The organism is Hymenobacter piscis (assembly GCF_018760735.1).
Lineage (GTDB): Bacteria > Bacteroidota > Bacteroidia > Cytophagales > Hymenobacteraceae > Hymenobacter > Hymenobacter piscis.
The window spans coordinates 466,353-489,350 of record NZ_JAHHZN010000001.1 but is presented as its reverse complement, the minus strand read 5'-3'; the positions used below and the strand labels follow the sequence as shown (position 1 = coordinate 489,350).

Here is a 22,998-nt window from a genome sequence, read left to right as displayed (position 1 = left end):
GCGGGAACATCGCCCCAATCTAATTTGCTAGCTTTGTGAAAGGCCACCTTCCGGGCGGCTCCGAAACCGCATTTCCCACCCACCCATAGTTACCCAACCCATGAAGCAAGCACTGGAAGAAGCCGTTGCCACCGGCACCGACGTTCAGGACCACGACCACCACGGCATCCGGCAGGTAATGCGCGAGCTGGGCATTCAGGCCCATAACGCCGCCTGGAGCACCGGCCTCGAATGGGGCGGCGCCGACAATAAAAACACCCGCACCATTCACTCGCCCGCCGATGGCAAGGTAATCGGCACCGTGGCCATGGCAACGGCCGACGACTACGAAACGGTAGTGGCCAAGGCCCAGGAGGCCTTCAAAACGTGGCGCACCGTGCCGGCTCCCAAGCGCGGCGAAATCGTGCGCCAGATTGGCAACAAGCTCCGCGACTACAAGGACGCGCTGGGCAAGCTGGTGAGCTACGAAATGGGCAAAATTCTGCAGGAAGGCCTTGGCGAAGTGCAGGAAATGATTGACATCTGCGACTTTGCGGTGGGTCTTTCGCGCCAGCTCCACGGCCTGACCATGCACTCCGAGCGCCCGGCCCACCGCATGTACGAGCAGTACCACCCGCTGGGCGTGGTGGGCATCATCTCGGCCTTCAACTTTCCGGTGGCCGTGTGGAGCTGGAACGCCATGCTGGCCGCCGTCTGCGGCGACACCTGCATCTGGAAGCCCTCCGAGAAAACCCCGCTCACCGGCGTGGCCGTGCAGCACATTATCAAGGACGTGCTGCAGGAAAACGACCTGCCCGAGGGCATCTTCAACCTGATTATCGGCGACGCCGAGATTGGGGCCAAAATGGCTGCCGACGGCCGCGTACCGCTGGTATCGGCCACGGGCAGCACCCGCATGGGCAAGAAGGTCGGGGAGGCCGTGGGCGCCCGCCTCGGCAAGTCGCTGCTGGAGCTGGGCGGCAACAACGCCATCATCCTCACTGAGCACGCCGACCTGGGCATTGCCCTGCCGGGCATTGTGTTCGGGGCCGTGGGTACCTGCGGGCAGCGTTGCACCAGCACCCGCCGCCTCATCATCCACGACTCGATTTACGACGACGTGAAGGCCCGCCTGCTCAAAATATACCCTTCGCTGCCCATCGGCCACCCGCTCCAGGAAGGCACGCTCGTGGGCCCGCTCATCGACGCCGATGCCGTTACCAGCTTCCGCAACGCCCTGACTGCGGTGCAGCAGGAAGGCGGCCAGCTGCTCATCGGGGGCGAAGTGCTCAGCGGCAGCGGCTACGAAACCGGCACCTACGTGACGCCCGCCATTGTGGAGGCCCGGAACGAGTACGCCACGGTGCAGGACGAAACCTTCGCCCCCATTCTCTACCTGATTAAGTACAGCGGTGAGGTAACCGAGGCCATCGACCTGCAGAACGGCGTGCGCCAGGGCTTGTCGTCGAGCATTTTCACGCTCAACATGCGCGAGGCCGAAACCTTCCTCAGCTACGGCGGCTCCGACTGCGGCATTGCCAACGTGAACATCGGCACCAGCGGGGCCGAAATCGGGGGGGCCTTCGGGGGCGAGAAGGAAACCGGCGGTGGCCGCGAGTCCGGCTCCGACGCCTGGAAGGTGTACATGCGCCGCCAGACCAATACCATCAACTACAGCACCCAGCTCCCGCTGGCCCAGGGCATCAAGTTCGACGTGTAGTTTTTCTCTTCCAGATTACCCAAACGGCCCGCTCGGTTTTACCGGGCGGGCCGTTTGGCGTGCTAGCGGGCTATCTTGACATCGCCGTGGCCCTTGGAGCGCAGCGTGCCATCGGGGGCGTAGAAGACGTAGTAGAGCCGGTAGATTTCCTTGTTCTTGAATTTATCAGTGGGCAAGGAAAACTGCATCGTAACCCCGTACCGCCCCCCGGTCGGAACGGCCTGATCGGCGCGCGTTATCACGTTGTACTTCCGGTCCACGAACACCGTGTGCAGGCGGCCGTCGGCGGAAGTGGGCAGGAAGGTAAGGCTGCCCGCGGTGCTCTGAACCGGATTGGGAAAAAAGCTGATGCCGGACACGTACGGGGTCTGACCGGCATTGACGTTAACGCTGCTCAGGTCCTTGCGGAACAGCGCTACTTCTTTCGAATTCCACTGGCCGTCCTGCGCCCAGTCGGACGGGTCGGACGGGCCCATGGGCTGATTCTGGGCGTCGCGGTAGGAAACGCCTTCGTTGGGGCCGAAATCGATGCGGTTATGGCAGGCGCCCAGCAGAAAAACGGCGGCGAATAGGGAAGCATATTTTTTCATAGCCTTCGGGATAGAAAAGTGGTTGTCAAATGTAGTACGCTGCAAGACGAATGCAACCCCGGCCCGGCGCGGCTGTCTTTCACCTGCTTACCCGCAAGCACGACCTGTTTCAGCCCGGAAAGTTGGATATTTACGATTCTGCTGCCGATTCCGAATCTTCGCCCACCCAGACGCAACCTATGGAGGCTTTTGCATATACCGACATTAACGCCCCGCTGGTCGAGCGGTGCCGTTTGGGCGACCGGCGCGCCCAGGCCGAAATCTACAAGCGCTACTCCAAGGCCATGTTCAACGCCTCGTTGCGCATCACCGGCGACTATGCCGAGGCCGAGGACGTGTTGCAGGAGGCCTTTCTGAGCGCTTTCCGGGAGCTGCACAGCTACAAGGGCGACTCGTCGTTCGGCTCCTGGCTCAAGCGCATCGTTATCAACAAGAGCATCAACTGCCTGCGCAACCGCCGCCTGAGCCTGGTGCCCCTGGGCGAGCAGCACGACGGGGCCGCCGCCGACTCCGCCGACCACGGCCCGGACCCGGAAATCACCAGCTGGCGGGCCGATGTGGTGCGGCGTTGCGTGCAGGAGCTGCCCGATGGCTACCGCGTGGTGCTCACCCTCTACCTGCTCGAAGGCTACGACCACGCCGAAATTGCCGGCATTCTCAACATCACCGAATCCACTTCCAAGTCGCAGTACAGCCGCGCCCGCAAGAAGCTCCTGGAGCTGGCCCGCCAGCACGGCCTGTAACGCTGCCACCTGATTTTCTCACCCTGACCCGCCCGCGGCCCCTGCCGGAGGCCGGTTCTGGCCCACCCCGCGCCCGACCAGCCGCCTCCGCCACCCGCCTGCTCTACCACCTCACCATGAACGACAAGAACATCGGACTGGAAACCTTCGTGGACCACCACCGCGCCGACTTCGACGTGTTCGAGCCCCGCGCTGACCTGTGGGACGCCATTGCCCAGGACCTGGACCTGACCGAAACTCTGGCCGAAGCCGAGGCGGCCCCCCTGCGGGTACTGCCTCTGTTTGCCGAAGCCCCGCTGCGGCCCGTGGCGGCCCCCGATACGGCCGCCGTCCGCTCGGCGCGCCCCTACGGCGTGGCCGCCGCCGTGGCTACCTTGCTGCTGCTGGGCACCTGGTTCTGGCAGCACCGCACCGAAGCCACCATCTGGACGCGCACTGGCCGGCCCGCCCTGGCCCAGCTCCCGGCCGACTACTACGCCGGCTCGGAACTGCCGGCCACTACGGCCGCCGCCGGCCCCGAGCAGCGCCTGGCCAGTGCCGTGCAGCGCATGGAATCCTACTACGCCACCCAGCTCACGGAGCGGGAGCAGGAGCTGCGCCGGGCTGACTCCGAAACGGCCGTTGCGCCCCAGGCGGACTGGCAGCAGGAGCTGGCCGCCCTCGACTCGACCTATCAGCAGCTCAAAACGGAGCTCTACCGCAACCCCGAGCCCGACGTGGTGCTGGAGGCCATGAACCGCAACATGCAGATCCGCCTGGATTTGCTGGCCCAGCAGCTGCGCACCCGGGAGCGAATCCGGGACTACCACAGCCAACCCTACATGGTGGCCGACAGCCGCCGCATTCCGTAGCCCATGCGCCCTTTTTGGTTTTCAGACGGTGGAATGGGACGGAGCCTGGTCCTGGCTGCCCTGCTGAGCCTGACGGGGGCCGCCGGGTACGCGCAGGCTCCTGCCGCCAGTCCGACGGAAGTACACTTCTACGAGCCGGGGCCTGCCGCCCAGCCCGGTCAGGGCCTGCCCGAGGGCCACGCGGCCGGCTCAACCCAGGGTCCGCAGGAAGAAGGGCAGCCCCCGCTGGCCGTGGAGAAGGTGCGCAAGCTCAGCCGCACGTTTCCGGCCAGCGCCACCAAGCTTTACACCCTCGATACCCGCTACGGCCGGGTGCAGGTGAACGTGTGGAACCGCGCCGAAGTGCGCACCGACGTGGACATTATCACGCGGGCTGAAACGGAGGAAAAAGCCCAGGAGCTCCAGAACATGATTCAGGTGCAGCTTCTGGATAAGGACCCCGTTACGGGTGGTATTGTGGCCCGGTCGCGCTTTGGGGCCCTGCCCCGGGAGTGCCGCAGCCGCACCAGGCTCTACGAGGTGAACTATACCGTGTGGGTGCCCTGCAACAATCCGCTGGCCCTGCACAACACCTTCGGCGAAATCAGCCTGACCGGCGACCTGACCGGGGCCACGGAGCTTAGCATTGAGTACGGCAGTCTGCGCACGGCCCGCCTCGAAGGCCCGCGCAACACCCTTAACGTGCGCAACGCCCAGTGCGCCGTGCCTTACGCCCGCCGGGCCGTTATTGAGGCCTCCTACGCCAAGGTACGCCTCACCGAGGGCGGGGTGGTGGAGCTGCTCAACAACAACTCCGACATCGACATTGCCACCGTCCAGGACCTGACCGTGCACAGCAAGTACGGCGACGTGGCCCTGGGCACGGTGCATAACCTGCGCGGCTCCTCGGGCTACTCCAAGTTCAGCATCGATAAGCTCAGCAACCAGCTCGATATGAAGGTGCAGTACTGCCCCAGCTTCGAGGTGCGCAACACGGGCAAGAACTTCCGCCAGATTACCCTCGACGGGGGCTACAGCACCATTCTGCTCAACTTCTCCGACGGGGCCGGCTTCGATTTCGACGTGAATACCGAGTTTGGCAAGCTGCTGGTGGATAAACGCCTGGTGAAGGTAGATTCGGAAGAATCCAGCTCCTCGTCGAGTGATACCCAGGGTAGCTTTGGGGCCGTGTCCGTTCGTAATCCCGGCAACGTGAACATCCGCATGCGCTACGGCAACGTGAGCTTCAACCGGTGAGCGGGGCGCGGGCGGGCGGTGCGGGCGGCGGGACTACCTTCGCGGTTTCTGCACCCGTTGCAACTTCTTTCCTGATGCGCTTTCTCCTCTGCGCGGGGCTGCTGGCCGCCGGTCCGGGGGGTGCCCAAACCATTCCGCCCATGCCCGCTTCTGCGCTGCCCACCCCGGCTCCGGCTTCTTCCCTGCGCACCTACGCCCTGCGGTTGCGGCCGGGCCAGGATGTGCGTCAGGAGCTGCTGGCCTTCGTAGAGCACCACAACCTGAAGGCGGCCTGCGTGCTCACGGCCGTGGGCAGCCTCACCACCGCCACCCTGCGCCTGGCCAACCAGGAAGGTGCCACGGTGTACCAGGGCCACTTCGAAATTGTATCTCTGGTGGGCACGCTGGCCCGGAGCGGCAGCCACCTGCACCTGTCGGTTTCCGACTCCACGGGCCGCACCGTGGGCGGCCACCTGCTCGAGGGTAACCGCGTGTACACCACCCTGGAGCTGGTTATCGGGGAGCTGCCGGAGTTGGAGTTTCGCCGTGAAACCGACCCCACCTTCGGCTACCGCGAACTGACGGTATATCCGGCGGCCGCACCCGCCCGCGGCCCGGCACCCCGGCGGGCGGGCCGGAAAAAATAGGACTCTGCCCCGGGGGCTTTTTCTTTTTCAAGCGGCGAAAAACCGATATACTTGTGGAACTATCAACGGCTCACCGCAGGGGCGGCCGGGCCGATGAAGTGTTCTATCGAGTGTAGTTAATGCGCATTTTACCTTATGGTATGTTCCTGGGCCTGTGGGCCGGGACTGCCGCCGCGGCGCTGGCCCAACAGCAGCCCGCCACCTTACCCACCGCCGGCCGGGCCTATGAACAGGGAGTAGCCCTGCACGACAAGGGCGAATTCGCCGCCGCCATCCGCGAGTACCTGCTGGTGCCGTCTTCGGATTCAGGCTACGTGAACATCCAGGGCGAGCTGGCACTGTCGTACCTGCAGAACAAGCAGTATCGGGAAGCCGCCGAGGCCAGCCGCCGGGCCATTGCGCTGGGCATGCACAACGCCCAGCCCTACTACGTGCTGGCCGAGGCCGAGGAAAACCTCAAGCACGAGGCCGAAACCTTCCAGGCCTACGCCGACGGACTCAAGCGGATGCCCTACAGCCAGCTGCTGTGGTTCAACCAGGGCGTGAGCTACGATGCCCTCAGGCGCCGGCCCCAGGCCCTGGCCAGCTGGCAGCGCAGCCTGGAGCTCAAGCCCCTGCACCCTGGCACCCACTACCAGCTGGCCTGGCTGGCCCTGGAGCAGGGCCAGACCGCCCGCGCCCTCATCAGCCTGGTTACCTACCTGGCCATCGTGCCCGACGGCCCCAACAGCCAGAACGCGCTGATTACGGCCGAAAAGATTGCCAACAACGCCCAGGAGGTGGAGGAGAAGGAGCGCGAGAAGCCCTTCGTGCCCAACGAAGCCTTCCAGGACCTGGACCTGCTGCTGACTTCCCGCGTGGCCCTGCGGCCCGACTACAAGTCGAAGGTGAAATTCGACGCCAGCATTGTCAAGCAGCTCCAGCTGCTGGTGGAGAAATTCCCGGCGGCCGGCCCCGCCGAAACCGACCTGTGGCTGCGCGCCTACGCGCCCATGGTGGAAGTCCTGCGCCGGGACGATAACCTGACGGCCTTCACCTACCTCATCCTCTCCTCGGCCGACGACAAGCGGGCCGCCAAATGGGTGACGAGCAACAAGAGCAAGGTGGAACGCATGAGTGCCGCCGTGGGCGTGGCCCTGATGCAGCTGCGCGGCCAGCAGCCCGTGGAGGGCGAGCCCGCCACGGTGCGCCGCTCGGGCTGGTTCCACGAGGGCACCCTGCAGGGCATTGGCGCCGCCGAATCCCAGGACGGCAAGCTCACCAACCTGCGCGGCCCCTGGCTGGTGCTGGACGAAGAAGGGGCCGTGAGCGAGCGGGGCAGCTTCTCGGAGGCCGGGGAGCGGACCGGCCGCTGGCTGGCCTACCATCCCAACGGCCGGGTAGCCAAGGAAATGAATTACAACGCCGACGGCAAATTCGACGGCCGCTACGTGGAGTATTTCGACAACGGGGCTATGTCCGTGGAAGGCACTTACCAGGCCGGCACCATTGTGGGCACCGTGAAGCTCTACCATTACTGCGGGCAGGTGCGCGAGGTGCACCAGTACACTGGCGGCGACATCAACGGCGAGGTGCTCTCCTACTACCCCAACGGCAAGCTCCAGCGCCGGGCCGTGTACCGCAGTGATAAGATGGAGGGCCCGGCGGCCAACTTCTACCCCGACGGCACGCCCGAAGCCAATTTCAACTACGCCGCCGACCAGCGCCAGGGCGCGTTCGAGGTGTTTTACGCCGATAAAAAGGTGGAGCGCAAGGGCAGCTACGAGCAGGGCGAGCTGCACGGCGACTACCAGGAGTTCTTCGCCAACGGCCAGCTGGCCAACTCCGGCCGCTACGAGCACGGCAAGCCGGTGGGCCGCTGGCAGACGTTCTACGAATCGGGCAAGCCCAGCGAGGAACGCCACTACGACCCCGCCACCAAGGAGCTGCACGGCGTGTTCAAGGACTACGACCAGCAGGGCCGCCTGACCAGCGAGCTGGAATACAACCAGGGCCGGGTGGTGCGCTTTACTAACTTCGACGGCCAGGGCAAGCAGCTGGCCCAGACGGCCGTGGCCAAAAAGGGCCGCACGGCCGTGAAAAGCCTGCGCCCCGACGGCACGGTGGTCTTCACCGGCGCCTACCAGGACGGGCAGATGAGCGAGGAGTGGCGCTGGTTCCGCCGCGACGGCAGCCTGAGCGCCGTGCGCCACTACCGCCAGGGCCAGCAGCAGGACGTGGAGGAACTCTACGCCAGCACCGGCCGGGTGCAGCGCCGCAACCACTACCTCAACGGCGACCTGCACGGCCTGAGCGAGCAGTACTTCGCCCACGGCCAGCTGCAGCGCACCGGCTACTACCAGGCCGGCGAGCAGCGCGGCACCTGGCGCGAGTTCTATCCCACGGGCCAGCTCAGCGAGGAGTACAACCGCAGCGGCACCGATACCCACGGGCTGGTGCGCAGCTACACCCCCGGCGGCCGGCTCACCCAGGAACGCTGGTACCAGTTCGACCGCCTGCTGCGCCTGACTTCCTTCGACTCGACGGGGCAGGTGCTGGACCGCATCAACCTGGAGCCCACCACCCGCGCGCTCACCCTGCACTACCCCGGCGGCCAGCCGCGGGTGGAAAGCACCCTGCTCTGCTACGACTACGACGGGACCGATAAGTGGTCGTTGCCCAACGGCAAAACCGAAATTACCAAGGGCTACGACCGGGGCTTCCTCGACGGCCCCTACCGCCGCTTCGACCCGCTCACGGGCCGGCTCACGTCCGAAGGCACCTACCGCCACGGCCGGCTCGACGGGGAGTGGAAGGACTACTACCCCTCGGGCAAGCTCCGGCGCACGGGCCGCTACCGCAACGGCAGCACGGAAGGGGAGTGGGTGAGCTACTTTGAAAACGGCCAGCGGGAGCGGGTTTCGACCTACGCCAACGACGAGCTGGACGGCTCCCTGCGCACCTACAACATGGCCGGCGAGCTGGTGCTGGAGAAAGTGTACGCCAACGGCGAGCTGCTGGGCTTCCGGGCCCCTGGCCCCGACGGCCAGCCTGGTACCGGCCCGCTGCAGCCGCTGGGCGTTATTAAAACCAGCTTCGCCAACGGCCAGCCCGCCGCCACCGAAACCTACGTGAAGGGCCAGCTGGCCGGGCCGCGCACCTATTACTACAGCTCGGGCCAGGTGTACCGCCGCCTCGAAAACAACGCCGACGGACAGCTCACCGGCCCCGTGACCACCTACTACCCCACCGGCAAGGTGCAGGAAGAGGAGCACTACGCCCTGGATGAGCTGCATGGCCGCTGCCGCTACTACCGCCCCGATGGCACTCTGGAGCGCGAGGAAACCTACCGCTGCGGCGAAAAAGCCGGCCCCACGGTGTACTACGACGCCCAGGGCCAGAAACCCGTGCGCACTGATAACTACTGGAACGCCCACATCTATGGAACTCGCTAAAACGGGCCGCTGGCTGGTGGTCCTGCTGCTGGGCCTGCTCACGCTGGCCCCGCCGGCCCGGGCCCAGCAGCCGGTGTCGCAACTCGCCCAGCTCCGGCAGCAGTATCCCACCGAAAAAGCCGTCTACCTCGACTACCGCCAGGAAATTACGGTGGAAGTGAAGGGCGACTCGGTGCAGGTGCTGGCCCGCCACCACTACGACATGCTGCACCTGGGCGCGCAGTCGGCCATGTATGCCCCCGATCAGGTGTACAGCTCCCACTTCAACCGCCTCCAGAGCATTGAAGCCCGCACGCTGGTGCCCGCCGGCAACGGCTACAAGCCCCTCAAAGTTGCGGAGTTCAAGGACAAGTTTGAAATCCGGCCGGGTATCTTCTTCGACGACGTGCGGGTGGTGAGCTTCGCCTACCCGGCCGTGGCCCCCGGCGTGCGCACCGTCTGCGACTACACCGTGCGCCACTCCGATGCGCGCTTCCTGATGCCCTTCCACTTTGCCAGCTACGTGCCCGTGCGCCACGCCGAGCTGGTGATTACGGCCCCGCGCACGGTGCGCCTCAACACCAAGCAGTTCAACATCCCGGCCGGCAAGGTCACTTACACCCGCCAGGAAAAGGGCAGCAACGTGGTCTACCGCTGGACGGCCGAGGACCTGCCCGCCGCCGCCCACGAGGCCGACGGCCCCGAGGGCAGTTACTACCTGCCCCATTTGGTGTACTTCGTGGAGGAAGCCCAGGTGAACGGGCAGGCACGCCGGCTGCTGGGCGGCGTGCCCGAGCTCTACAGCCTGTATTCGGGCTTCGTGAAAAATCTCGACAAGCAGGAAAGCCCCGCCCTGCGCCGGGTGGTGGACTCCCTGAGCGTGGGGGCCCGCACCGAGCCCGAGAAAGTGGCCCGCATCTACTACTGGGTGCAGGACCACGTGCGCTACATCGCCTTCGAAAACGGCCTGCGCGGCTTTATTCCGCACGATGCGGGCCGGGTATACGCCAGCCGCTACGGCGACTGCAAGGACATGGCCAACCTGCTCCACGAGATGCTGCGCATGGCGGGCGTGAAATCCTACCGCACCTGGATCGGCACCCGCGACCTGCCCTACCACTACGCCGAGCTGGCCACGCCCGGCGTGGATAACCACATGATTACCACCTACGAGCCCAGCCCCGGCCAGTACGTGTTCCTCGATGCCACCAGCAAGTACACGCCCTACGGCATGCCCTCGTCCATGATTCAGGGCAAGGACGCACTGCTGGCCCTCGACGCCGCGCACAGCAAGGTGGTGAGCGTGCCCGTAATGGAGCGCCAGCGCAGCCAGACCGTGGATAGCTCCGTGGTGGTGCTCGACGGGGCGGCCGGCCTGCGCGGCACCGGCCGGCTGGCCCTGAGCGGCTACGCCAAGGTGCGCCAGAGCTACGCCCTTGATGGTCTCGACCCCACCGACGAAGCCAAGCTGGTGAAAAACCTGGTGGAGCGCGGCAACAACAAGTTCTTCATCGACAAATACGCCGTGCACCACCTCGATGCCCGCGACCAGCCCCTGACGGTGGACTACGAGTACCGCCTCCAGGACTACGTGCAGCGCCTCGACGACGAAGTGTACGTGAACCTCAATCTCGATCAGAGCTACGCCGCCGACCGCCTCGACCCGGCCAAGCGCACCCTGGCCCGCGTGAACGAGTACCACCACACCAACCGCATCCGCACCGAGTTTGAGGTGCCCGCCGGCTACGACGTGACCTACCTGCCGCCCAACACCGAGGGCCGCGACGAGATGCTGGGCTTCTCCATCCGCTACGCACGCCAGGGCAACAAAATCATTCAGCAGAAGGAAATCTACGTGAATTACCTGCTGCTCGAACCCGCCCGCTTCAGCCAGTGGAACGCCGTGGTCGACCAGCTCAACGCGGCTTACCGCGACGCCATCATCCTCAAACGCAAGAAAGCCTGATTTTCAGTTGCCAGTTGCCAGTTGCCAGTTGCCAGTTGTCCGGTTATCCCAGGGCTGAAGCCCTGGGCTAGTCAGCGGCTCTGTTCTGCATAATTGCAATTCGCGCGCTCCATAGCCCAGGGCTTCAGCCCTGGGAATCCCGAACGGCAACTCGCCACCGGCAACTCAGCTTCCCTTAACTTCTTTTTCCGTGACGAATCTGCTACCTCAGCTGGCCCGCATCCTGACGCTGGCGCTGCTGCTGCTACCCGCGCTGCTGCGGGCCCAGGCCCTGCCGGCTACCCTCACCTACGCCCGCTACGACTGGGACGCCCGGCGCAAGCCCGCCACCCTCACCGCCACCGAGGGCCAGCAGCCCGCCGTGGTGCTGCGCGACTTCCGGGCCGAGGAGCTGGCCCTCGACGACAAGCGCGAGCTGCGCCTCTACTCCGTCGACCACCGCATCGTGCGCGTGAACTCCTCCGACGGCATCGAGCGGTTCAACAAAATCTACCTGCCCGTGCACGAGAACGGCCGCATCGTGCAGCTCAAGGCCCGCACCATCAGTCCCCGGGGCGTGATTGTGGACGTGGCCGAGAGTAACATGAAGGAGCTCAAGGACGAGGACGGCAGCCGCGGCTTTAAGGTATTTGCGGTGGAAGGGGTGGAAAAGGGCAGCGAGATTGAGTACCTCTTCACCCGGGAGCGGCCCGTGAATTACTTCGGGCGCATCAATCTGCAGAGCGAAGTACCCGTGCGCGACCTGGAAGTGGCCTTCATCACGCCCGAGGCCCTGACCTTCGAGCTGCGCCGCTACCCCGGCGGCCTGCTGCCCGATACGGTCCTCAACGAAAAACGCGTCATCGGCCTGAGTCTGCACAACGTGCCGGCCCTGCGCGCGGAAGGCTTCGCCAACGCCGCCGCCCAGCGCCAGCGCCTGGAGTACAAGCTGGCCTACAGCGCCAGCCGGGGCCGCACCCGCGCCTTCACCTGGGCCGATGCCAGCCGCTACCTCTACGAGCGGGTGTACCAGTGGAACAAGGACGAGCTCAAGGCCGTGGACAAGCTGCTCAAGCAGATGAATCTGCCCGCGGCCCAGCCCCTGCCGGCCCTGGAGAACTACCTCAAAACCAACTTTCAGGTGGGCGCCGCGGGCGGCCCCGAAAAGCTGACCGACGTGCTGAGCGCCCGCGCCGCCTCCGACATAGGCGCGGCCCGCCTGTTTGCCGCCCTCTTCAGCCGCCTCAACATCACCAACGAGCTGGTCCTGACCACCGACCGCACCGAAACGCCCTTCGACGAGGAATTCGACACCTGGAACTACCTCGATAACCCCGTCTTCTACCTGCCCGCCACCAAGCAGTGGCTGGCTCCCGGCCGCGCCGATTACCGCCTGCCCCTGATTCCGGCCGAGTGGACGGCCAACAAGGGCCTGTTCGTGCGCCGCGTGCAGCTGGGCTCCACCGAATCGGCGGTGGGCAAAATAGGTGACATCCCGACCCTGAGCGCCGACCAGAGCCAGAACGACCTCGACATCAGCGTGCAGTTTGCCCCCAACCTGGATAAAAGTACGGTGACCATCCGCGAAACCCTGGGCGGCTACGCGGCCCAGCCCATTCAACCCTTCTACGCCCTCATCCCGGAGGATAAGCGCGGGGAAGTCACGGAAAGCATCATCAAGAGCAACGTGCCCGATGCTGCCTTCAAGAAGCTGACCGTCACGAACGGCGAAACCGGCCTCAACCCGCTGGAAAAACCGTTTATCGTGGATGCCACCGTGGAGTCGGTGGCGCTGCTCGACCGGGCCGGGCCCAAGTACCTGTTCAAAATCGGGACGCTGCTCGGGCCTCAGTCGGAGCTCTACCAGAGCGAGGAGCGGCAGTACGACGTGGAAAACGAGTTCAACCGCCGCTACAACCGCACCATCACGTTTGAGGTGCCGGCCGGCTACCAGGTGCGCAACCTCCAGGACCTGAACGTGGACGTGCAGGCCGGCCCCACCGCCGCCGGCCCCGAGTACCTGTTCAAGTCCAGCTACGAGCAGCAGGGCCAGAAAGTCACCGTGACCATCCGCGAGTACTACCGCCAGATCCGCTGGCCCAAAGCCGATTTCCAGCCCTTCCGCGAAGTGGTAAACGCCGCCGCCAACTTCAATAAAGTGGTGCTGGTACTCGAAAAGAAGGGCTAAGCGGGAAAATACGGGTTGCCCGAATACGCGGCCCCGTCGGTCAGGCTGAGCAGCGCGCAGGACCTTGCACCATTCATCGGGAGGTGGTGCAAGGTCCTGCGCGCTGCTCAGGACGACCGACGGGGCCGCGGTTTGCTCCTCCGGATACTCGGCATGACGAGTAAATTTCGTTCCTTGTAGCACCTAACCTGCCCGCCATGACCAACCCCACCACGCCCGTGGCGCCCGATGCCGCCCGGATGGAGCACTTCCGCCGCACCATCAGCAACCCCCTGAAACTGCGCCTGTTCATGCTGCGCCGCCTGCCGATGGCTTACCTGGCGGGCCTGCGCCTGGCCGAGCTGACGCCGGAGCGGGCCACCATCACGGTGCGCTACAAATTCCTCACCCAGAACCCGTTTCGCAGCATCTACTTCGCCTGCCTGAGCATGGCCGCCGAAATGGCCAGCGGCCTGCTGGCCATGATGCACGTGCAGAGCGGCTCCCCGGTCTCGATGCTGGTGGTGGGCCTGGAGGCCGATTTCAGCAAGAAAGCCGTGGGCCTGATCCGCTTCACCAGCCCCGACGGCGCCGCCATTGGCCGGGCCATTGCCGAAAGCCGCGCCACCGGCGAAGGCCGCACCGTCGTCTGCACCAGCACCGGCCTCGACGAAGCCGGCGACACGGTAGCCGTATTCCGCATCACCTGGTCGTTCCGGGCAAAACGGTAGCGGTGAATGAGTGAAGTGGTGAATGAGTGAATAAGAAGAGCGGTCATCCTGAGCGGAACGAATGGTTTTATCACGCTGGAACGAATACCGTGCTGACGTAATAGGATCCTTCGCTCCGCTCAGGATGACCGGCCGTTTCACTCATTCACTCATTCTCCACTTCACTCATTTACTATTCCTCCCGCAGGCTTTCCTTGGTGATGACGTCCACCAGGCCGTCTTCGCTGACGACGATGGCCAGGCAGGGGTAGGGGGAACTGTCGACGTAGCGGATGGCGGAGTTGTAGCGGGCGCCGCGGGTGCTGGTGCCGTGGCCCGAGGCCTTGCCGTCGAGGATGACGCCGATGGAGTAGCAGTAGGCTTCCGGATCGAGCAGCACGGCCCCGTCGATGGCCGTAACGAGGCGGGTGATGAGGGGCGTGAGCGGCACCGGCTCGATTAGGGTGCACTGGAGCTTGAGGCGGTCGGCTTCGGCCAGGGCTTCGGTGGTGATGACGAGCAGGGTGCCGGCCTTCTGGCGGCTGGCTTCGAGCACTACGTCCCAGAGCTTCTCGATTTTGCCCGCGTCGGTGAGCTGAAAGGTGCGCTTCAGGTCGCGGCGGAACTTGGTGCGGTTGAGGCGGGCCCGGGGCAGACTGGGCTGGCCGTAGTGGGCGCGCATGAGCACCTGCCCGCCGTGCTGGAACTCCCAGGCGTAGTGGGTCACGAAGCTGATGACGAACAGATCCTCCCGCGAGGCATCGTACTGCCCGATCTGGCGGCCCAAAGCGTACACGTTTTCGCCGTCGGAGAGCAGGCTCACGTCGGGGGTGGTCATCTCCAGGAGCTTGCGCACGGCCCGGTAATCGGTGAGCGGGGTGGGGCAGGTGAGGGCGAATACTTCCGAGAGGTTGGGGTGGCCGCGCCGGGCCAGCAGCATCTTGCCTACGCCCTCGGCGCCCTCGTAGCGCAGGGAGGAAATGGTGTTGCAGGTGGCAAACAGCTTGGTGGCGGCCGGATTCATGCCCATGTCCTGGGCCGGCGTATCCATGAAGAGCTTGCCCGCTGAGCGGATAATTTCGTCGGTTTCGCGGGGGCGCACCAGCAGGCCCGAACCCGGCTCGGGCTCGGTGAGCGACTTGATGCAGTCCTCGTTGAAGCGCAGAATAGCCGCCATAATGAGCGAGTGGGCCAGCATGCGCCCATCGGTATAAAAGCGGTTGGGCTGGAGCGAGGGGTAGCTGTGGTACACCTTGCGGTTGAGCTGGAGCACGGGCATCACGAGGTGGCGGGCCACCTGCACCGGCCAGCCGGCGAAGGACAGCACCTTGCCCCCCGCGTCGAGCTCATCAAACACTTCCTGCACGGCCTGGCGCACCCCGCGCCCGTACTGCTTGCGGCGCAGCAGGTCCTCGCTCTCCATGTCCAGCTCCGTCGGCTGCCAGGTGTGGGTGAGCTGGAGCACCCGGCCCCGATCGAGCACGTGGCCGAACTGGTGCTGCTCGAACCCGCACTCCCGGGGCTCAAACTGAATTTCGGATGGCTGCTCGCCCTCGGCCAGCAGGGTAGGCTCCAGGGGCAAAGCCAGCAGAAACACGTTGGGATTCAGGTCTTCGTCGAGAGCCTCGAAAATGCCGTTGGCAATGGCCTGGGCCGCCTGGCGGAACCGGGCCTGGTAGGGCCAGATGGAGTAGCTGGCGGGCAGGGGCAGGGGCGTCCCGAATCCAACGGGCGGGGCAGAAATCAGCGGCAGGGGCGACAACATAGAATAGGCGGAAGGAGCGGGGCGCGAAGGGCGGCCGCCGGGCGGCCAGGCCGCCAGCAAGCAGGCTGACGAATTCGCGGGGAAAGTATTTTAATTCAGGGAGCAGGCGTTGGTGTTCAGTTGTCAGGAGACAGTTGTCGGTTGTCAGTTGTTGGTTGTCAGAAGAACGTCATTCCGAGCGAAGCCGAGGAATCTCGCGTGCCGGCGGTGCAATGGTAATCCTGACGACAGAGTTACTTTGGCAACGTCAGCACGCGAGATTCCTCGGCTGCGGCTTCGCCTTCGCTCGGAATGACGTTCTTCTGACAACCGAAAACCGACAACCGACAACCGACAACCGACAACTGCGCTACAGCGAGAAGACAACCGGTAACACCATTTTTTGCTTTACGGGCTGGCCTTTGTACATGGCGGGTTCCCACTTGGGCGCGGCTTTAATCAGGCGGATAGCTTCTTCGTCGAGGCCCGAACCGAGGCGCTTGATGGGCTTGATGTCGGTAAGCGAGCCGTCCTTTTCCACAATGAACTCCATCATCACCCGGCCTTGCGCTTTGCGCTGCCGGGCCAGGGCGGGGTACTGCTGATTTTGCTGAATCCACTCAAAAAAGGCCTCCGTGCCGCCCACGGGTCGGGCGGGCTGGTCGGCACTGACTACCTGAGTGGTGGCTCCGGTAGTGCCCGGCGCGGCGGCGGTACCCGCGGTCGGAGCGGCCGGAGCGTCACCGGGAATCTCGAAGCTGATGGGCACCGTCACGCGCTGGCGCACCACGCCGCCCCGGTGCTGGGCGGGCGTCCAGCGCGGGGCGGCCTGCACCAACCGGATGGCTTCGGCATCGAGGAGCGGATGTACGGGCTGGGCCACGGCCACGTTGGAAACGGAGCCGGTTTTCTCAATCACGAACGTCACCGCTACCGTCCCTTGGGCCCCGGCCTGCAGGGCCGCCGTGGGGTACTGCTGGTTGTCGGCGAGGTACTGCCCGAAGGCCTCAGGTCCGCCGGCCGGTTGGGCCGGCTTCTCCACGGCGTCGTAGATTTCGCTGGCGGGCGGGGCCTTGGGATACTTGAGCTTTTTCTGGGCGTAGGCGGGGGCCAGGGCGGCCGTACTCAGCAAAGCGGCCAGTACCAGCGGGCGGAAACGATACGACATAGCGGCAGAATCAGGGGAGAATGGAAGGCGGGCGGCTACAACAACCGCACCAGCCGAGGCTTAAGTTCGCGGATTCTGCCCAAATGCCGGCGTTTCGTAGCTTTGGCCGTATGGCACCTGACGCAACTTCCGCCGCCCACCACTCCGGCCGCGCCCCCGAGCCGGTGGGCCTCTACCCCCACGCCCGCCGCGTGGGCAACCTGCTGTTTCTCTCGGGCGTGGGCCCCCGCCAGCGCGGCCAGCAGCTGGTGCCCGGGGTGGAGCTCGATGCCGCCGGCCGCATCCTGCGCTACGATTTCGAGAGCCAGTGCCACGCCGTGTTCCAGAACGTGCGCTACATTCTGGAAGACGCCGGGGCCCGCTGGGAAGACCTGGTAGACGTGACGGTGTTCCTGACCAACATGCAGGCCGATTTCGCCACCTACAACCGCCTCTACGCCGAGTATTTCCAGACGAACCAGCCCTGCCGCACCACCGTGGAAGTCAACTGCCTGCCCACGCCCATTGCCATCGAGCTCAAGTGTGTGGCGGCGGTCGGTGATTAAGGTGAAGAGGTAATAGAGTGATGAGGTAAGGAGGTGACGCGGGCGTGCTCCGGTCCGACGGCTGCAAGCGGCCAGACCGTGCCGGAAACCGCCGTATCCTTTTTAATAAGATGATTCCGCTCCGCCCACCCGCCGTACTTTTACTCACTACTCACTACTCACTACTCACTACTCACTACTCACTACTCACCATCTCACCATCTCACCATCTCACCATCTCACCATCTCACCATCTCACCATCTCACCTTCCCGTGCCCGATTCCGCTGAATTCCGAAAGCTCACTGTTGCGCCCACCGAGCTGTTCCAGGATAACCTGGCCCATCATACGGAGCGCGAGGCCTACTTTGCGGGGCGGCACCGGCTGGTGGCGCTGGTGCGGCTGGCCCTGTTCGGGGCGGCGGCGGCGGGCGTGTGGGGGCTGCTGGGCGCGGGGCAGACGGCTGCCGCCCTGGGGCTGGTGCTGGCCGCGTACCTGGTGTTTATCGGGCTGGTGGGCTGGCACAACCGGGTGGGCTACCACCGCGAGCATCACCGCCTGCTGGCCCAGCTCAACCGCGACGAACAGGCCCGCCTCGCCGGAAAGCTGCAAGGCTTCGACCCCGGCCGCCGCTACCTCGACGCCCAGCACCCCTACGCCGCCGACCTGGACGTGTTCGGCGACCATTCCCTGTTTCAGCTCCTGAACCGCAGCACCTCCCGCCTGGGCCAGGACTGGCTGGCTGGCTGGTTGCTGGCCCCGGCCGCGCCCGAAGCGGCCCGGGAGCGGCAGCAGGCCACCGCCGAGTTGGCCCCCGACGTGGCCTGGCAGCAGGAGTGGCAGGCCCGGGCCCGCCACTATCCGCGCCAGGAAACCGACCCGCGGGCCTTCGCCGGCTGGCTCCGGGAGCCCGATTTCTTCGTTGGGCGCGGGTGGCTGCTGCCGTTGCTGGGGCTGCTGCCGTTGCTGGCCGTAGTGGGCGTGGCAGCGGCGCTGCTGGGCTACGGTACCTGGTTTCTGCTGCTGCTGGCGCCGGCCGTGGCCCTCAACCACCACGTTGCCGGGGTGCGCGCCGCCTATTACGCGCATGCCACCACCATGCGCGATGCCCTGCGCGCCGCCCACGACCAGCTCGCCCACTTCGAGGCCGGGCAGTGGCAGAGCCCGGCCCTGCGCCGCCTGCACCAAACCCTGCACACCACCGGCAACATGGCCGCCGCCCGGCTGCTGAAGCGGCTGGCCGGCATTGCAGGCTGGTTTTCCGCGCGGCAGAACCCGGCCGTGGCGGGCGTGCTCAATACCCTGCTGCTCTGGGACCTGTGGGGCATCTGGCAGCTGGAACGCTGGAAACGGCGCATCACGGGCGGGCTGGAACCCCTGCTCGAAGCTGCCGCCGAAATCGACGCGCTGGTGAGCCTGGCCGCGTTCCGGGCCGCCAATCCCGGCTTCGCGGAGCCCGACCTGACGGCCCCGGCCCTGACGGTGGAGGCTACCCGGCTGGCTCACCCGCTGCTGTTCGGGGGCGAAGGCGTGCGCAACGATTTCCGGGCAACCGGCCCGGGCCAGACGGTGATTGTGACGGGCTCCAACATGGCCGGCAAAAGCACGTTTCTGCGCACCGTGGGCCTGAACCTGGTGCTGGCCCAGGCCGGCGCGGTAGTGGCCGCCGAAGCCTTCCGCTGCGGCCCCGCCCAGGTGTTCACCGCCATGCGCACCCACGACAACCTGGCCGAGAGCACCTCCTCCTTCTACGCCGAGCTCAAGCGCCTGCGCCTGTTGCTGGACCTGACCTCGGGGGAGGAATTAAAAATTAAAAATGAAGAGTTAAAAATGGACAGGCTGGAGAGCCCAACGGCCGCTCCAGCGCCAACAACCAACAACCAGCAACCAACAACCGACAACCAACAACCAGCCACTGAAATCCCCGTTTTCTACCTGCTCGATGAGATTCTGAAGGGAACCAACTCGGCCGACCGGCACCGGGGGGCGCGGGCCCTGGTGTTTCAGCTGCGGGAGCGGGCGTCCAGCGGCCTCATCAGCACCCACGACCTGGAGCTGGCCGCCCTCGAAACCGACCTGCCCGAGCACGTGCGCAACGTGAGCTTCAACAGCTACCTCAACCCCGACGGCACCCTGCGCTTCGACTACCACCTCACGCCCGGCGTGTGCCGCTCCTTCAACGCCAGCCAGCTCATGCGCCTGATGGGCATTGTGGTGGAATAGAACGGGCGGGCCGGGGCAACCGGATTTTTTTTGGCCCCGAAAGTACCCCGTCCGCCGCGGCCCCCGTATTGCACCCCATACGCTGTTCTCTTTCTTTACGCTTACTCCCCTCCTTCATGTACGTTCGGGAAAATATCCGCTGGCGGGTTATCTGGAAACTCGGCTGGAAAAAAACCAGCCTCTTCGCCTTGTATTCTCTGCTGGTCTGCCTCATGTACCGGGCCGGCATTCACTCCCTCGATATTCCCTGGCAGCCCGTAGCTACGCTCGGCATTGCCGTATCCTTTTACATAGGCTTCAAAAATAACGGCTCCTACGACCGGTTCTGGGAAGGCCGCAAGCTGTGGGGCGGCATCGTAAACTACAGCCGGACCTGGGCCATTCAAACGCTCGAGTACATCACGTCGGTGGTTGATGCGCCCGGCGTGCAGGCCCCGCCGGCCTCGGGCGAGGAACTCTCGGTGCGGCACCGCCGCCTGGTTTACCGGCAGATTGCCTGGGTAAATGCCGTGCGCCTGAACCTGCGCCGGCAGCCCGGACTCTGGCAGGAGCACGTGGCCCCTTTTCTCGACCCGGCCGAGTCGGAACAGATCCGGGACCGGCAGAACCCGCCGGCCCACCTGCTGCGCCAGCAGGCCGCCGATCTGCGGATCCTGCGTCAGGAGCGGGGGTTGCTCAACGACTTCCAGCACGTGAGCATGGTACGCAGCCTGGAGGAGCTTTTCAACCTGCAGGGGGGCTGTGAGCGAATCAAGAATACGCCTTTCCCGCGCCAGTACGCCTATTTCAGCCTTGTATTCGTGTGGCTGTTCGCCTTGCTGCTGCCCCTGGGCCTGATCGGCGAATTCGCCACCATGGGCCCCGACCATATCTGGCTGACCATTCCGTTCTCCGTGCTCGTGTCCTGGGTGTTTCATACCATGGAAGTGGTGGGCCACACCTCCGAAAACCCCTTTGAGAACGAGATGAATGACGTGCCCATGACGGCCATCTGCCGCACCATCGAAATTGACCTGCGCGAGATGCTGGGCGAAACCGAGCTGCCCCCCAAACTCGCTCCCATCGACGACATCCTCTACTAGCACCCCGTGCCCAGGCGAGTAGCCGAAAACGCCGCGCTGGTACGCCCGACGCAGCTTCCCCCCCACGTTCCTGGCCCAACTGCCCGCCGTCATGGCCGAATCCCTTCGTAAGCTGCGCTACTTCTTCTCCAGCCAGGAGTTTTCCGATGGGGTGCGCACCACGCTGGCCATTCTGGTGCCGGGGCTGGTGCTGGGGTTGCTGGGCCAGCTTATGGCGGGCGTAACCATGTCCATCGGGGCCTTGTGCGTGAGTCTGACCGATACGCCCGGCCCGCCCGTGCACAAGCGCAACGGAGGGCTGGCAGCCGTGGCCCTTACCGGCCTCATGGCGCTGATAACCGGTTTTCTGCAACCTTACCCCTGGTTGCTGGGCGCGGTGGTGGTGGCCGTGAGCTTTCTGTTTACCATGCTGCTGGTGTACGGTAACCGGGCCGGGGCAGTGGGCACGGCGGGCCTGCTGGTGCTGGTGCTCATGCTCGACAAGCCCCTGCCGCCCGGCCAGGTGCTCAGCCATGCGGGGCTGATTGTGGCCGGCGGCTTCTGGTACCTGGCCCTGGCCCTGCTGCTCAACCAGCTGCGCCCCTACCGGGTGGCCCAGCAGGCCCTTGGCGACGCCATCCGGGCCGTGGCCGGCTTCCTGCGTCTCAAGGCCGAATTCTACCGCACCGGCACCAACCTGGAGGCCGATTACCGCCGCCTCGTGGCCCAGCAGGTGACCGTGAGCGAGAAACAGGACGTGGTGCGGGAGCTGCTGTTCAAAACCCGCCAGCTCGTAACCGAATCCACGGGCACGGGCCGCCGCCTGGTGCTCACGTTCGTGGATCTGGTGGACCTATACGAGCAGATTACCATTACCTACTACGACTATGCCGACCTGCACCGCCGCTTCGAGGCCAGCGGGGTGCTCGACGCCATAGCTACCGAAGTGGAGGCCCTGGCCGCCGAGCTGGAACGGGTGGGCTTCGCCATCCAGGCCAACCACGGCTACACCGCCCGTCGCAACCTGCTGGCCGGCCTCGACCAGCTCAAAGCCCGCATCGATGCGCTTGACGAACCGGCCCGATCTGGCTCCACGCTCATGCTGCGCAAAATTCTGGTAAACCTGCGCAACCTGGTGCTGCGCCTCCAGGATATTCAGGCGTATTTCGATGCCGAGGCCCCGGCCAGGGCCGCCGTGGGCGGGCGGGAGCTGGAGTTTGGGCGCTTCGTGGCCCACCAGAGCTTCGACCTCAAGCAGCTGGCCGGGCACCTGACGCTGCGCTCGGGCATTTTTCGCCACTCCATGCGGATGCTGGTGGCCTGCCTCATCGGCTTCATCATCACCGAAACCCTGCCCGGTCACCACAGCTACTGGGTGCTGATGACGATTACCTACATGCTCAAGCCGGCCTTCAGCCTTACCAAGCAGCGCAATGTGCAGCGGGTGCTGGGCACGCTGCTGGGCGGCATTCTGGGGGCTTTCATTCTGTGGCTGATTCCCGACCGGCTGGCGCTGCTGCTGCTGATGGTGGGCTTCATGGTGGTATCGTTCAGCTTCGTGCGCATCAACTACCTGGTCACCGTCACGTTCATGACGCCCTTTATCCTGATTCTGTTCAGCTTCCTGGGGCTGGGCTACGTGCGGGTAGTGCAGGAGCGCGTCTTCGATACGGCCCTGGGCTGCGGCATTGCCTTCGCGGTGGGCTACGTGTTGTTTCCGCGCTGGGAGTCAGAGCAGCTGCAGGACTATCTGAAGCCCGTGCTGCGGGCCAACCTCAGTTACTTGCGCACGCTTCAGCAGGTGCTGCTGGGCTCCCCCGTGGCGGTGCTCGACTATAAGCTGGCCCGCAAGGAAGTGTACGTGAGCTCGGCCAACCTGGGCGCAGCCTTCCAGCGCATGATGTCGGAGCCGCGCGGCAAGCAGCACCGCCCCACCGAAGTGCACGAGTTTGTGGTGCTCAACCACATTCTGTCCTCGAACGTGGCCTCGGTAACGGCCGCTCTGCTCAGTGGCGACACCCGGCCCGCCTGGCCGGCGGGCGGCCTCAAAACCCTGCGTCAGGCCCAGCAGAACCTGCACCGCAGCCTGCGCCGCCTGGATCCGCAGGAGCCGGAGCTGCCGCCCGCCGAGCTGGCCGCCCCGGCTCCGGCAGCTGCTCCGGACGCTCACCTGACCGAGCAACTGGAGTTCCTGCAAAAGGTGAGCAGCGACATCCAGAAAGTCACGGAGTCCGTGCTGAAGTAACGGCAAGCGGGCACGCAAAAAGCCCCGGCTAGCCGGGGCTTTAAGGGCACAGC

General features: G+C 65.2%; 16 protein-coding genes. 13 read left to right on the top strand and 3 right to left on the bottom strand.

What is annotated here, in order from left to right; all coding sequences use genetic code 11:
• The first annotated feature begins 100 nt into the window (after positions 1 to 100).
• Positions 101 to 1,699, top strand: a complete 1,599-nt coding sequence (amaB, locus tag KLP40_RS02105) for an L-piperidine-6-carboxylate dehydrogenase (RefSeq protein ID WP_246558576.1) — start codon at positions 101 to 103, stop codon at positions 1,697 to 1,699.
• A gap of 62 nt (positions 1,700 to 1,761) precedes the next feature.
• Here amaB and KLP40_RS02100 read toward each other — a convergent pair whose 3' ends face one another.
• The gene (locus KLP40_RS02100) at positions 1,762 to 2,289 is read right to left on the bottom strand and encodes a hypothetical protein (RefSeq protein ID WP_215591896.1); all 528 of its coding nucleotides are present in this window, start codon (positions 2,287 to 2,289) and stop codon (positions 1,762 to 1,764) included.
• Positions 2,290 to 2,468: 179 nt separating this feature from the next.
• On the opposite strand from KLP40_RS02100, the gene KLP40_RS02095 reads away from it, so the two are divergent.
• From KLP40_RS02095 to KLP40_RS02060, 8 genes are all read left to right on the top strand, one after another.
• The gene (locus tag KLP40_RS02095) at positions 2,469 to 3,032 is read left to right on the top strand and encodes an RNA polymerase sigma factor (protein WP_215591895.1); all 564 of its coding nucleotides are present in this window, start codon (positions 2,469 to 2,471) and stop codon (positions 3,030 to 3,032) included.
• A gap of 116 nt (positions 3,033 to 3,148) precedes the next feature.
• Complete coding sequence (locus tag KLP40_RS02090; protein ID WP_215591894.1) at positions 3,149 to 3,883, top strand: hypothetical protein; 735 nt, start codon at positions 3,149 to 3,151, stop codon at positions 3,881 to 3,883.
• Positions 3,884 to 3,916: 33 nt separating this feature from the next.
• A complete protein-coding gene (locus tag KLP40_RS02085) occupies positions 3,917 to 5,119 on the top strand; it encodes a hypothetical protein (protein WP_215591893.1) in 1,203 nt (400 codons plus the stop codon).
• Between the two features lie 74 nt (positions 5,120 to 5,193).
• Positions 5,194 to 5,745 carry a PPC domain-containing DNA-binding protein gene (locus tag KLP40_RS02080; protein WP_215591891.1) on the top strand — a complete coding sequence of 184 codons (552 nt, stop codon included), beginning with the start codon at positions 5,194 to 5,196 and terminating at the stop codon, positions 5,743 to 5,745.
• Positions 5,746 to 5,864: 119 nt separating this feature from the next.
• Positions 5,865 to 9,179, top strand: coding sequence for a hypothetical protein (locus KLP40_RS02075; protein WP_215591890.1), 3,315 nt, complete (start codon positions 5,865 to 5,867; stop codon positions 9,177 to 9,179).
• On the top strand, positions 9,166 to 11,124 hold the full coding sequence (locus tag KLP40_RS02070; protein WP_215591889.1) for a DUF3857 domain-containing protein: 1,959 nt from the start codon (positions 9,166 to 9,168) through the stop codon (positions 11,122 to 11,124). Before KLP40_RS02075 ends, KLP40_RS02070 begins: the two co-directional genes overlap by 14 nt.
• Before the next feature lie 190 nt (positions 11,125 to 11,314).
• Positions 11,315 to 13,291, top strand: a complete 1,977-nt coding sequence (locus KLP40_RS02065) for a DUF3857 domain-containing protein (RefSeq protein WP_215591888.1) — start codon at positions 11,315 to 11,317, stop codon at positions 13,289 to 13,291.
• A gap of 197 nt (positions 13,292 to 13,488) precedes the next feature.
• The gene (locus tag KLP40_RS02060) at positions 13,489 to 14,001 is read left to right on the top strand and encodes a PaaI family thioesterase (protein WP_215591887.1); all 513 of its coding nucleotides are present in this window, start codon (positions 13,489 to 13,491) and stop codon (positions 13,999 to 14,001) included.
• Between the two features lie 172 nt (positions 14,002 to 14,173).
• Here KLP40_RS02060 and KLP40_RS02055 read toward each other — a convergent pair whose 3' ends face one another.
• Together KLP40_RS02055 and KLP40_RS02050 are read right to left on the bottom strand one after the other, a co-directional pair.
• Entirely contained in the window at positions 14,174 to 15,745 is a 1,572-nt protein-coding gene (locus KLP40_RS02055) for a diadenylate cyclase (protein WP_215591886.1), read from the bottom strand.
• A 349-nt stretch (positions 15,746 to 16,094) separates the two neighbouring features.
• Complete coding sequence (locus KLP40_RS02050; RefSeq protein WP_215591884.1) at positions 16,095 to 16,892, bottom strand: energy transducer TonB; 798 nt, start codon at positions 16,890 to 16,892, stop codon at positions 16,095 to 16,097.
• Between the two features lie 110 nt (positions 16,893 to 17,002).
• Between KLP40_RS02050 and KLP40_RS02045 the strand changes: the two genes are divergently transcribed.
• From KLP40_RS02045 to KLP40_RS02030, 4 genes are all read left to right on the top strand, one after another.
• Positions 17,003 to 17,437, top strand: coding sequence for a RidA family protein (locus tag KLP40_RS02045; protein WP_215591882.1), 435 nt, complete (start codon positions 17,003 to 17,005; stop codon positions 17,435 to 17,437).
• A 252-nt stretch (positions 17,438 to 17,689) separates the two neighbouring features.
• Positions 17,690 to 19,639, top strand: coding sequence for a MutS-related protein (locus KLP40_RS02040; RefSeq protein ID WP_215591881.1), 1,950 nt, complete (start codon positions 17,690 to 17,692; stop codon positions 19,637 to 19,639).
• A 116-nt stretch (positions 19,640 to 19,755) separates the two neighbouring features.
• Positions 19,756 to 20,721 carry a bestrophin family protein gene (locus KLP40_RS02035; protein WP_215591880.1) on the top strand — a complete coding sequence of 322 codons (966 nt, stop codon included), beginning with the start codon at positions 19,756 to 19,758 and terminating at the stop codon, positions 20,719 to 20,721.
• Between the two features lie 91 nt (positions 20,722 to 20,812).
• Positions 20,813 to 22,945 carry an FUSC family protein gene (locus KLP40_RS02030; RefSeq protein ID WP_215591879.1) on the top strand — a complete coding sequence of 711 codons (2,133 nt, stop codon included), beginning with the start codon at positions 20,813 to 20,815 and terminating at the stop codon, positions 22,943 to 22,945.
• Positions 22,946 to 22,998 lie beyond the last annotated feature (53 nt).